The 13,241-nt window shown below is 39.0% G+C and carries 9 protein-coding genes; all 9 read right to left on the bottom strand.

Annotation, left to right across the window (positions count from 1 at the left end):
• Positions 1 to 122: 122 nt before the first annotated feature.
• Positions 123 to 959 (bottom strand): ABC transporter permease, encoded by an 837-nt coding sequence (locus tag ABE547_RS14315; protein WP_347379373.1) that lies wholly within the window; start codon positions 957 to 959, stop codon positions 123 to 125.
• The gene (locus tag ABE547_RS14320; RefSeq protein WP_347379374.1) at positions 956 to 1,963 is read right to left on the bottom strand and encodes an ABC transporter permease; all 1,008 of its coding nucleotides are present in this window, start codon (positions 1,961 to 1,963) and stop codon (positions 956 to 958) included. Before ABE547_RS14320 ends, ABE547_RS14315 begins: the two co-directional genes overlap by 4 nt.
• Positions 1,964 to 1,996: 33 nt before the next feature.
• Positions 1,997 to 3,598 carry an ABC transporter substrate-binding protein gene (locus ABE547_RS14325; RefSeq protein ID WP_347379375.1) on the bottom strand — a complete coding sequence of 534 codons (1,602 nt, stop codon included), beginning with the start codon at positions 3,596 to 3,598 and terminating at the stop codon, positions 1,997 to 1,999.
• Between the two features lie 11 nt (positions 3,599 to 3,609).
• On the bottom strand, positions 3,610 to 5,283 hold the full coding sequence (locus ABE547_RS14330; RefSeq protein WP_347379376.1) for a hydantoinase B/oxoprolinase family protein: 1,674 nt from the start codon (positions 5,281 to 5,283) through the stop codon (positions 3,610 to 3,612).
• Positions 5,273 to 7,303: a hydantoinase/oxoprolinase family protein gene (locus ABE547_RS14335; protein WP_347379377.1), complete on the bottom strand. Its 2,031-nt coding sequence runs from the start codon at positions 7,301 to 7,303 to the stop codon at positions 5,273 to 5,275. Before ABE547_RS14335 ends, ABE547_RS14330 begins: the two co-directional genes overlap by 11 nt.
• Positions 7,304 to 7,315: 12 nt before the next feature.
• Positions 7,316 to 8,281, bottom strand: coding sequence for a uroporphyrinogen decarboxylase family protein (locus ABE547_RS14340; protein ID WP_347379378.1), 966 nt, complete (start codon positions 8,279 to 8,281; stop codon positions 7,316 to 7,318).
• A 230-nt stretch (positions 8,282 to 8,511) separates the two neighbouring features.
• A complete protein-coding gene (locus ABE547_RS14345) occupies positions 8,512 to 9,747 on the bottom strand; it encodes an acetylornithine/succinylornithine family transaminase (protein WP_347379379.1) in 1,236 nt (411 codons plus the stop codon).
• Positions 9,748 to 9,960: 213 nt separating this feature from the next.
• Positions 9,961 to 10,137 (bottom strand): 30S ribosomal protein S21, encoded by a 177-nt coding sequence (rpsU, locus tag ABE547_RS14350; RefSeq protein ID WP_005603101.1) that lies wholly within the window; start codon positions 10,135 to 10,137, stop codon positions 9,961 to 9,963.
• Positions 10,138 to 10,282: 145 nt separating this feature from the next.
• Complete coding sequence (alaS, locus tag ABE547_RS14355) at positions 10,283 to 12,922, bottom strand: alanine--tRNA ligase (protein ID WP_347379380.1); 2,640 nt, start codon at positions 12,920 to 12,922, stop codon at positions 10,283 to 10,285.
• Positions 12,923 to 13,241 lie beyond the last annotated feature (319 nt).

The raw sequence follows: 13,241 nt of genomic DNA on the forward strand, positions 1-13,241 counted from the left end.
CGCCCCATATCTGATGATTTATGTCAATTCAGAAACCATTCTGAATAATGACCGTTTTTTCTCTCCTTATATGAGGAGAGTTATCCACATCATAGAAAAAAATCATTTAACAATTACCTAATCTATATATTTTTTAGTTCAGGATTTGTAGCTTCCTGCAAAGAATCTCCTAATAAACTGAACCCCAACACAGAAAGAAAAATAAAAATTCCCGGAATTACTACATAATACGGTGCGTTAAAAATATATCTACTCCCCTGTGATATCATAGCTCCCCATTCCGGTGTTGGCATCTGTGCACCCAATCCTATAAATGAAAATCCTGATGCTGCTATCAATGCATTACCTATTCCCATTGTAATTTGTGGAATAACCATAGACATTGTTTGTGGAATAATTATTCTAAAAATAATTCTAACCGGATGCATTCCTATAGATTTAGCCGATTCTACATACAATTTTTCTTTAATAACAATAACCATTCCTCGAACCATCCTGGCATAATTTGGCCACCAGGATACTGCTAATGCAAAAATTGTCGGGCCTATTCCTGCGCCAATTGCAGCAGCAATAATCATTGCCAGAAATATTTGAGGAAATGATAAAAATACATCACAAATTCGCATGAGCACATTATCAAACCACCCCCCAACATATCCAGCAATACCTCCCACAACAATGCCAAAAGCTGCTGCAAGAAGAACTACGGCTAATGCTGTTCCCATAGAATACCATGAGCCATAAGCAAGTCTTGAAAATATGTCTCTTCCCATTTCATCAGTTCCAAATATATGCGATGCTCCTGGAGAAACTAGTTTTGCTCCCATATCCACTTCCAAAGGATCATATTTTGTTACTATTGGTCCTATTATCATAAACAAGATAATTCCCAGGGAAATAATAGTTCCCATAGCAGAAGGGATATCTCTGAAAAAAAATTTTTTTATCGTTTTCATCATGACAACCTCACTCTCGGATCTATGAGAACATAAGAAATATCAACGATCAAATTTATCAATATAAATATAATAGCCATTACCATTGTTATTCCTGCTATCACTAGTAAATCCATAGACAAAATTGATTCCAAGGCATAAGAACCAAGTCCCGGCCAACTAAAAATCTTTTCTATCAATACAGTTCCTCCAATCATTCCACCAGCCTGCATACCAAGCATAGTTAATATCGGAGAAATAGCATTCTTCATAGCATGTCTTAAAATAACAGGACGTTCTAATAATCCCTTTGATCTTGCCGTTCGAATATAATCTTGACGCAATTCTTGTAAAAGCTGAGTTCTCATCATTCTGGTTGTAATCCCACAATAACCAATCACAAGACTTAAAACCGGCAATACCAAATGTTTAGCAGAAAGAAAAAACAATTCCCAATCTCCCTGCAATGCACTATCTAGTAAATATAATCCTGTTATTGTATCCGGCCCTGCTACTCCAGCAGGAAGTCGGTATCCGGCAGGCAGTAATGAAGCTTTATAATACAATAGATACTGCAAAATCAAAGCAAGCCAATAAGGAGGAACCGCCATACTCGCCACAGAAAAAAATCGTATTATATGATCAACAAGTTTATTTCTTTTTAAGGCTGCAATACTTCCAAGCAAAAGTGCAAGTATGAAAAAAATTATTAAAGACAATATCGTAAGTTCCATTGTTGCTGCTAATCTAGTAGATATTTCTTTTGTAACCGGCTGTTTACTCTTATATGATTTTCCCATATCAAAATGCAGCAGACCTTTCATATAATTTATGTACTGCTCGTAAACAGGCTTGTCCAATCCCAGTTCAACTCTTTTTTCTTCAACCTGTTCCTTTGATGCGGACGGCCCTGCTGCCGCCCGCGCCGGATCAGCCGGAAGACAATGCGTCGCAATAAATACAATCAAAGTAATTCCTATTACGACAAAAATTAAAGATAAGAATCTTTTTGCTAAAAATTTAGCCATAAACTGCCCCCTAATCTTCCGGATGATTGATATCTATTCAGCAATCGTTAATTGATAAAAACGAATAGAATAGTAATAATCTAACGGATGAATCTTAAAGCCCTGATACTTATTATTAATTGCCTCCACAGAATCAGGTGAAGTAATGTAGAGCGCTGCACAATCATCAACCAGAATTTCTTGTGCTGTATTTAAATATTCCTGTTTTTCAGTTTCATCAACAGTTGCTGTTGCTTTGTCAATTACTTCATCAAATTCTGGATTTTCGTAAAAACTCCAATTATATGGCTGACCACTGTACATACTATGGAAGTTCTGTTTCAGGAAGAAAACAGAATCGCCGGTAAATGCGCCCATATTCAACGCTGACATTTCAGGGGCTGTATCCGGAGAGGCATTTTCCTCTACCAGAGAAAGCCATGGCATTACCTTTATTTCAAGAGTGATACCGATTTCTGCAAGATTTGCCTGTAAAATCTGTGCCATCTGAACCTGATCATCACTACCTTCACAAAGATGAACGGAAACTGTACACTCTCCGACACCTGATTGTTCCATTAATTCTTTTGCTTTTTCCAGATTCTGTTCCTGTTGAGGAATACTATTATCATGATCGGCAAATTTTGCTGGCATAAATCCACTTGGTACAGTTGCTTTCCCATTATATACATTATCCTTTACACCTTGATAATCCATTGCCAGTGTAACTGCCTGACGTACCATCAAATTATCAAAAGGAGCTTTTTGTGTATTAAATGTAAAGATATTTGTCTGCAATGACTGTTCTGTTAAAACATCAATATTTTCGTTTGCTTCAAGAATATCCAGATTTTCTGTGATTGGAATTTGTAATTTATCAACTTCCCCTGAATTCAACATCTGAATTTGAGTTGCATTATCCTTTACGATTAATGTCTGAATGGTATCAATTTGATTATCTTCCCATCCTCCCCAGTAATCTTCAAATTTTTCCATAGTATAATACTGATCTTCTTCATATCCTGAAATTTGATAGGCACCAGTTCCGCAAGAATTTCTTGCACAATATTCCTGTGCCCAATCTCCATCTTTTTCATTTTCTTTACACCATGTCGGAGAAATGATACCGACCTTTGCTACGTTATACAGAAATCCAGAATTATCACTTTTCAACTTAATTGTCACAGTCATATCATCTGTTGCTTCTACACTCTCAATTTCCTGAACCAATGTAGAAATCGGATTAACGAATGCCATTGCACGCTCATATGAATATACAACTGCTTCTGCATTTAACGCTGTTCCATCTGCAAATTTTACACCTTCCCGAAGTTTAAAAATATATGTTTTAGCATCTGGGACTTCATAGCTTTCCGCAAGCCATGGTTCTATCTCTGTCGTTCCACGAATCTCTTCAACAAGTGGTTCATAACATGTTCTAGATGCATTCATATCACCTGCACCTACTAAATTAGTCGGATCAAAATTAGCCGGCATTACACCAAGAGCGGCTGTAAATATTTTATCTTCTTCACTAATCGATGTGTTCTCTTCAGATTCTTCTTTTTTATCTTCCGATTTACTGCATGCACTCAAAGAGAAAATCATAGCCAAAATAATGCCTACTACTAACATTCTTCTCAAATTCTTTTTCATTTTTATCCTCCTTATCGCTTGTAATGATAGATTTTTTCTGCGTGTTCCAGTGTCAAATAGCCATTTTCAATATCTTGTTTTAAAGCTTCTTCACTTCTTTCCTCCGGTTTTCCATATCCACCTCCTCCACCAGTACTTATTTTTACAACATCACCTTTTTTAACCGGAAGCATCGTAGTTTTAAGATAATGTTTTTCTTCTGCAGTACCAGGATTCACAACAACATCCGGTGCTTTTGCTGCTAGACCTCCATTTAATCCCCATGCAGTTGTTTTAGAACGTTCTACCCACAACATAAGATAACATTCATCATCTGATTCAATGCGGTATGTTCGTTCCAGTCCCAGACCTCCTCTGTATTTTCCTGCACCTTCCGAATCTGGACGAATCCTATATGATAAAATCCTAAGAGGATATTTACTTTCAATAAACTCTGTTCCCCAGTTTTTTAAATCCCCGTTTACAACATTTATCATTCCATTCTGTCCATCGCTTCCTTTATATGCACCCCATCCTCCTGCCGTTGCTTCACAGATTACAAATTGTTTCTTACGAATACTGTCATATCCGCTAAATTGAATAACATTTGAATCACCGTAATGTGCAGCAGCAACCTGTTCAGGCATTACAGGTGCCAATGCCTTAACAATCAAATCAATAAGTAAACCAAGTCCAGTAAAATACCATCCGCAAGGAGCCGGCTCCTCAGCTGCCAGAAAACTACCTTTTTCTACAATCACTTTTAAATTGCGAAAAGTTCCTCCGGACACTTGATTTTCTGGATTAATAAGTTCTTTGTATCCTACACGACATGCCGCAATTGTTTGTGCTTCTCCACAATTAATTGGTCCAACTCCCATTTTGGCACTTCCGGATAAATCTATAGTCATTTCATCGCCTTTTATGATTACTTTGACTTTCACAGGCCGCTCTTCTTCTGTAATACCATCATTATCCAAACAACCTTCTGCCAGGTATTCACCATCAGGTATCGCTGCTACTGCCTGTCGGTCCATCTGTTCTGACTGTCGATAAATCTCCAGCGCAGCCTTTTGTACAGTTTCTGTTCCATAGCGGTCAAAAAGTTCTCCAATTCTGATTTCTCCGGTATAACAGGCAGATATACATGCATTTAAATCTCCTCGCATCATCGAATGATATCTGCAATTTATCGCAAGCAAATCCATAACATCATCGTTAATTTTCCCTTCTATACATAACCTGACAGGTGGGATACGAAGACCTTCCTGATATACTTCTGTGCTATCTGCACATCCCATAGGATTTTTACCACCCATATCTTGCATTGCGGCACGCACCGCTGAAAAGCCTTCTAATTTTCCGTTATAAAAAATAGGAGAAAATACGGTAATATCTGCGGCATGTGTTCCTTGAAGATATGGATCATTCATAACAAACACATCACCTTTTTTATAACCCTCAATTCCTATTTTTTCTGTAACTATCTGAATACAGATCTCCAGATTACCAAGAAATATGGGGAGGCCTGAAGACTGGCCCAACAGTTTTGCCTCTTTATCAAAGATACCGACACTACAGTCTTTCATCTCATATATTCCCGGACCGAATGCACTTTTAATCAGACAGTTATTCATTTCTCTTGCTGCAGAATTAACTGCATTACGGATTATTTCAACTACAATCGGATTAACCTTATCTGCCATCTTCTATTCCTCCTTTCTCATTTTCCATAATCATACTATCTGATTCATCTACCCAAAGTTTCCATCCTGGAGGAACTATTGTTGTAGAAGTAAGTTCGACAACAATTGCCGGTCCCTTAATTTCACTTCCCGTCACCAAACATTCTCTCTTATAAATGTCAATATCGTATTTTTTACTTTCAAAATATCCTTGGATCTGCTCCGACGCTTTTGCCGGCAAATTGCTGGTACGTTGCCTTGCAGACACTTTATTTACCGGTACTAAAACAGTCATTCGATAATTTACTATTTCAACAACATTATCAGAAGAATGATGCCCATATAATCTCTCATAAATTTTACTGTAATCTTCCTCAATCTGATCTTTATTAAATATTGTCTCATCCGGAATCTCTACAGATATTGTATATTCTTGTCCAAAATATCTCATATCAAGACTGCAAAGATATCTCTTTTCTTGCCCCTGTATTCCTTCTTTTTTTAAGACTTCATCAAGCTCTTCTTTTAATTCATTAAAATTTCTGTGAAAATCTTCTTCCTGCAAATCATTTAATATGCTAACTTTTGTTTTCCCCGCATCATGACGAATATCCGCATGCAACATTCCCCATGCCGAAAACACTCCTGGATTAGCTGGTACGATTACCTCTTTAATATCAAGCATCTCAGCAATTAAGGCAGCATGCATAGGTCCAGCTCCTCCAAATGCAAGGATAGAAAAATTTCTCGGATCAATTCCTCTTTTCACAGTTAATTCTCTTATAGCATCAGCCATTTTATGATTTGCAATTTCACATACTCCCTCAGCCGCAGTAATCTTATCCAGACCAAATTGATTTCCATAGATTTCAAATGCTTCATGTGTTTTTTCTTCATTCATTTCCATTCTTCCGCCAAGGAAATGCTTTGGAGACATGTGACCAAGTACCAGATTTGCATCTGTTAATGTAGGCTTTTTTCCTCCTCTGTTATAGCATACCGGTCCTGGAACAGCTCCTGCACTTTTCGGTCCTACTCTCATTCCTCCGGCTTCATTCCATGCAATGCTTCCTCCACCAGCCCCGATACTAAAAACATTTACGGTCGGTGCAAGTACAGGAAATCCTTCAATTTCTGCTTCTACGGTTGTTTCTATGCGATTATTTACTACGATACTAACATCAAAACTTGTTCCACCAATATCAAATCCAATAATATTATCACGATTGATTACACTCGCTCCAATTGCGCCTCCTACAGGACCAGACATGAGTGTATATACTGCTGTTGAGGCTGCCAGCTCGGCACGAATCACACCTCCACTTGACTGCATCATATACAAGGTTCCCGTAAATCCTCTTTTTTTCAATTCATCCGATAATGCATATACATGTTTCCTTGTACTCGGAGCTACATAAGCATTTAATGCAGATGTACTTACTCTTTCATACTCTCTGGATTCTTTTGCAATTTCATAGGACGCGGTAATAATTGTATTTTCATCCAATTCTTTTTCCAGAATTCTGCAAACTTCTTTTTCATTTTCTGTATTCGCATAACTATTAATAAGACATACTGCAACCGAATCATAATTTCCACGCAATTTATCAATGACTTCTTGCATCATCTCTTTTGTAACTCTTTTTTCAATCGTTCCATCAAATGCAGTTCTTTCATCAATTTCATATATATCTCGTCTTGGGATTAAAGGCTCCGGTTTATGATAATGAATATTATAAATATCAGGACGATTAGCTCTTGCAATTTCATATACATCACGGAATCCTCTAGTTGTTACAAGTGCACAATGTGCACCTCTTCTTTCAATGACTGAATTTAAACCCGACGTTGTTCCATGAACAATGCTTGTGATTTCTGCATATTTATCTCCCGCCAGCTCATCGAATCCTTTTAATATTCCTTTTTCTAATGCTTCGGGAGTTGTCAATACCTTTGTTGTTTCATAAACACCTGTAGCATCATTTAATAATACTATGTCAGTAAAGGTACCTCCAACGTCCGCTGCTAATCTATATGACATGAAAGTTCCTCCTTACTCTCTTGCTGCAGTAGCAGCTGCTTTCACTCTCCAATACTCAATTTCTGTGGGGATTGTACAATCCGCACCTAAGATAAATCCCGTTTTTCCATTACTACTAATGATGCCTTTTACGGCTTCTTGTATCTCCTCTTCGGTTCCTTCAACTAATACCCCACTTCTATTTGCCAGACCTCCCATAATGGTTGTTCCTGGAAAAAGTTTTTTTCCTTCTTCGATAGAAAACGGAGCCTCATATACTCCCCAGTTAACAACATCTGCATATTCATTATATCCTGCATAACGCTTCATATTTAATCTGTCCTTGCAAATATGTAAAAAACAATATCCTCCGTTTTCACGGATTGCCGTCATAACCTGCTTATCCAACGGTTCAATATACTCTGCAAATTCTTCATCTGTATAATATCTGTATTCTCCACCAAGTGCAGCATAATATACAGCATCAACACCTGCCTTCATATACTCCTCAACCAAGACACACAAAATATCTGCAACTCTTTTATATACATCACTAACCGCAATTTTATTCTGTCTTAAATGTTCAGGCATCACTAATCTTCCCATATCATAACCATATGTTTTTTCAATCAGGTGTAAGCTTGATGCAACCACTCCGTGAAGAGTTCCCATAGAAAATTTGTCCGAATCACTCTTTTCCAATATTCCCTTTACCATGTCGATCTGTCTGGTCAGCCATGTGTCTTTTTTCGAAAATGCAGGTATATTTTTCCAGTCATTTCCACAATGAATTCCGTCGCAATGCGGCAATAAATTTTCATTCATTATTTTATATATATCTGTATCAGTTTTTTCAAAAAAGTCCAGATGCGCAGCTACACCTTGATCTCCATATTCACATCCTTTTGGAAAATGAAGCGAAAAACTAGACGGAATACCATCTACAGGTTCCTTTTTGATTGCTGCTATTACACGTTCTCTTCCTTTCATTCTTATCATTCCTCTCCTGCTCTTATTACTGTTGTTTTACTGATATTATCTCTGATATTATCAGCATGAGTAAAAAAAATAGATGTACATCAATAAACTTATTTAAATATTAACATCTCAAATATATTTTGTCAACACAATTTAGAAATTCCCTTCTTTTTATTCTAATATTTCCACCCACAAAATACCGATTGTGTATTTTCCACAATCGGTATTTTCCTAATGTCATAATATAAGAACTAGTTGTCTTTCTTTTCATATTCAGCGGCTGCTTCTTCGATAGATTCACACATAATACCTATCAGTTCATCAATCTGTTTCTTGGTAACGACAAGCGGTGGGATCATACGATTTACCTTATTTCCGATTGCTGTGATCAGAGCCATTCTGTCAAGGCAACCATGTTTTACGTCTACCGCGATTGGGATGTCATATTCACATCCTACCAGAAGTCCGCGTCCTCTTGCCTCTACCACGTGTGGAAGTTTTGCAAGTTCTGCCTTCATATAGTCACCCATTACTTTTGCATTTTCGCTCAGATTATTATCAAGAATCTCTGTTACAGCTGCAAGTCCGGCTGCACATGCAACACAATGTCCACCATAAGTAGAACCATGTGTTCCGGCTGTAAATGCTTTTGCAACTTTTGCTGATGCACAGCATGCTGCAAGTGGCATTCCGCCTCCGACTGCTTTAGCCATGGACACTGCATCCGGTTTTACACCATATCCCATGAATGCCATCGGTGCACCTGTACGTCCCCATCCTGTCTGAACTTCATCAAACAGAAGCAGCAATCCTTTTTCATCGCAAAGTTTGCGAAGTCCCTCAATAAACTCCTGTGTTGCAGGACGCACACCACCTTCACCCTGTACAGGCTCGATCATGATAGCAATGGTATTTTCCGTGATCTTGGATGCAAAATCTTCAAGATTATTGAACTCTGCGTAAGAGAATCCCGGAAGCATTGGCTTAAATCCCATCTGGATTGCATTATCAGGCTGACCTGTTGCAGACATTGCACCGTAAGTTCTTCCATGGAAGCCCTGTTTCGCTGTGATTATATGATATTTTTCCGGTCCGAAATTATCGACACCATATTTTCTTGCCATCTTGATCATACATTCATTGGCTTCTGTACCGGAATTCTGATAAAAAATCTTATCCATACCGATTGTATCACAGATCTTCTTTGCCAGAAGTGCCTGTGGAATGGTATATGGATAGTTAAATGTATGCATTATATCATCAACCTGATCTTTAATGGCAGCAACCACCTTAGGGTTACGGTTTCCCACACTGTTAACAGCAACACCACCATAAAAATCAAGATAAGCGTTTCCTTCTTCGTCATACAGATACATGCCTTCTGCTCTTTCAGCGATGAAATCATAGCGCTCATATGTCTCCACCATATACTTGTTAACAATGTCTTTTAATTCCTGCGCTGTAAGACCCGTATCTTTCAGTCTCATAATAAACTCCTCACTTTCATCCAATAATCTAATTATTAACAAAAGAAAAAGGGCACCGTATCAATGATACGGCACCCTTGCCCTTTAACGTAATAAAGTATATACCTGCATGAATCAAACGTCAATACTTTTTCTAATTATTTTTTATCTTTTTACAACTGCATTTCCAGGCATTAAAATAGAGTGCTGTAAAGCACTCTATTCTTGCACATATTAGTTATACTTACGTTTTCTAGCAGCTTCAGATTTCTTTTTACGTCTAACACTTGGTTTTTCGTAATGTTCTCTTTTGCGAATCTCCTGCTGAATACCAGCTTTTGCACAGTTTCTTTTGAATCTGCGTAAAGCGCTATCTAACGACTCGTTTTCTTTAACGATTACATTTGACATAGTCTCACACCTAACCTCCCCTCCAGTCCGATATTGTGCATCATACGACTGATCGGGTATTTTTATTGCACTACATATGATTATAACATATTTTTCTAGTACGTCAACAATTTTCTTCAACTTTAGATATTTTAATGTCAATATCTTAAGCAATCTGTCCTTCCAGAACCTCTCGTGCTTTGGCAATTGCAGCTTCCACACCATCCGGATTCTTGCCTCCGGCCTGGGCCATGTTCGGACGACCGCCACCGCCGCCGCCAACACATCCGGCAATTGCCTTAATCAGATTACCTGCATGAGCACCCTTTTCCATTGCTCCGGGAGTCGCCATAGCCATCAGGCTGACTTTCTCTTCATTGACGGAAGCCAGAAGGATGACACCTTCACCCAACTTGTCTTTTAACTGGTCGCCAAGATCACGAAGGCCGTTCATATCTACACCTTCCAGTTTTGTTGCAAGGAGTTTCACGCCCTTTACTTCTGTTACCTGATCCATAACGTCGCCCATGGCATCCTTTGCAAGCTTACTCTTCAGGCTTTCCACTTCACTCTTAAGAGCTTTATTCTCACCAAGGAGATGTGTCACTTTCTCTGTAAGATGATCCGGAGTTGCCTTCAAAAGTTTTGCGGCTTCATGAAGCTTCATTTCCAGATCCTCATAGTAATTCATAAGACCTTTTGCAGTGAGCGCCTCAATTCTTCGTACACCTGCCGCAACGCCTGTCTCAGAAAGGATCTTAAATGCCATAATGTCTCCGGTATTGGCTACATGCGTACCTCCACAGAATTCGATAGAGAAATCTCCCATGCTGACAACCCGTACAATATCACCATATTTTTCACCAAAGAGAGCTGCCGCTCCTGTCTTTTTCGCCTCTTCGATCGGCATATTTCTGACAACAACCGGAAGGCGGTTCTGAATCTCTTGATTGACGATCTCTTCTACTTTTTTCAGTTCTTCTTCTGTCAGAGCTGAAAAATGTGTAAAGTCAAATCTGAGTCTTTCTGCATTATTCAAAGATCCTGCCTGCTCAACGTGATTGCCGAGAACCATGCGGAGTGCCTTCTGAAGAAGATGAGTTGCACTGTGGTTATTCGCCGCAAGCGCACGATTATCCTTATCTACCTCCAGAGTCACTGTATCACCAACTTTAATCATGCCTTTCGTCACATGACCGATATGTCCGAATTTTCCTCCGAGAAGCTTTACAACATCCTCTACCACAAATTCTCCGTCTGCAGTACGAATGACACCTTTATCGGCTTCCTGTCCACCGCTGGTTGCATAGAACGGAGTCTTTTCCACAAAAATCGTTCCTCTTTCTCCGTCAGAAAGAGCATCTACCAGTTCCGCATCTGTTGTAAGCACAGTTACCTTTGAGTCATATGCAAGGTTCTCATATCCTACAAACTCTGTTGTCACAGATGGATCGATGGACTCATATACCGTTACGTCTGCACCCATATAGTTCGTTACTTCGCGGGCTTCACGAGCCGTCTTTCTCTGTACCTCCATAGAAGCTTTGAAACCTTCTTCATCTACGGCAAGCCCCTTTTCTTCCAGAATCTCTTTGGTAAGATCCAGCGGGAATCCATAAGTATCGTACAGCTTAAATGCTTTATCACCGGAGAGAACTGTTTCTCCCTTCTTTGCCATCTCAGTTTCCAGTTCAGACAGGATAGAAAGACCCTGATCGATCGTCTTATTAAACTGATCTTCTTCTTTTGCTATTACCTTAAAGATAAATTCTTTCTTTTCTTCCAGCTCCGGATATCCGTCTTTGGAACCATCAATCACAGTCTGTGCGAGTTCCACCAGGAATTCTCCCGGAATATTCAGTAATCTTCCATGGCGGCATGCACGTCTGAGCAGACGACGGAGCACATAGCCTCTTCCTTCATTAGATGGCATGATTCCATCTGATATCATAAATGTAACAGAACGGATATGGTCAGTAATTACACGGATCGATACATCATGCGCGTCATCATTTCCATATTCCACGCCGGCAAGACGGCAGACATGATCTCTCAGTGATTTCAGAGTATCAATATCAAACATGGAATCCACATCCTGAACGATACATGCAAGACGCTCCAGTCCCATACCGGTATCAATATTCTTCTGCTCAAGCTCTGTATAATTGTTATTGCCGTCATTGTCAAACTGGGTAAATACATTATTCCAGATCTCCATATAACGATCACATTCACAACCTACTGTACAGTCAGGACTTCCACAGCCATACTTTTCTCCACGGTCATAATATACTTCTGAACAAGGACCACAAGGGCCGGAGCCATGCTCCCAGAAGTTATCTTCTTTTCCAAAACGGAAGATACGTTCTTCCGGAATTCCAATCTCTTTATTCCAGATCTCCCACGCTTCATCATCATCTTCATATACAGACGGATACAGCCTGTCAGGATCCAGTCCTACTACCTCAGTCAGAAATTCCCATGTCCATGCTATTGCCTCATGCTTAAAGTAATCTCCGAAAGAAAAATTGCCAAGCATCTCAAAAAATGTACCGTGTCTTGCTGTTTTTCCTACATTCTCGATATCACCAGTACGAATACATTTCTGACAGGTGGTAACCCTTCTTCTGGGCGGAATCTCCTGCCCGGTAAAATATGGTTTTAAAGGCGCCATTCCTGAATTGATCAGCAACAGACTCTTATCGTTGTGCGGCACCAGTGAAAAACTTTTCATTGCAAGATGTTCTTTGCTTTCAAAGAATTCCAGGAACATTCTTCTTAATTCATTTACTCCGTATTTCTGCATAATCTCCTCCTGCTCTCCTTCATCTAAGCTATCCTGTTATATCATAACATTGATTTTGTCAATACTGACTTTTAATTATAAAGAGAAACAGGCGGTTTGTCAACGTTCCGCCTGCTTCTTTACCACTCTTTATTTTCGACTGAAGTGAAAAGTTTATTTCCACTTTGAAGGAGGGAAAGTGGATTTTAGTCTTACACCTATTTCCACTTCCACAAATGCAGCATTTAGTCTTACACTTTTCCTGTTAGACAGTCGCCGGAAAGGTTGGTGTCTATTATGAAAACACTAAACTCTTTTTCTCATTTAACTTTAGAGGAAC

Origin of the sequence: Dorea sp. YH-dor226, from assembly GCF_039832105.1 — a bacterium.
Classification (GTDB): Bacteria; Bacillota; Clostridia; order Lachnospirales; family Lachnospiraceae; genus Dorea_A.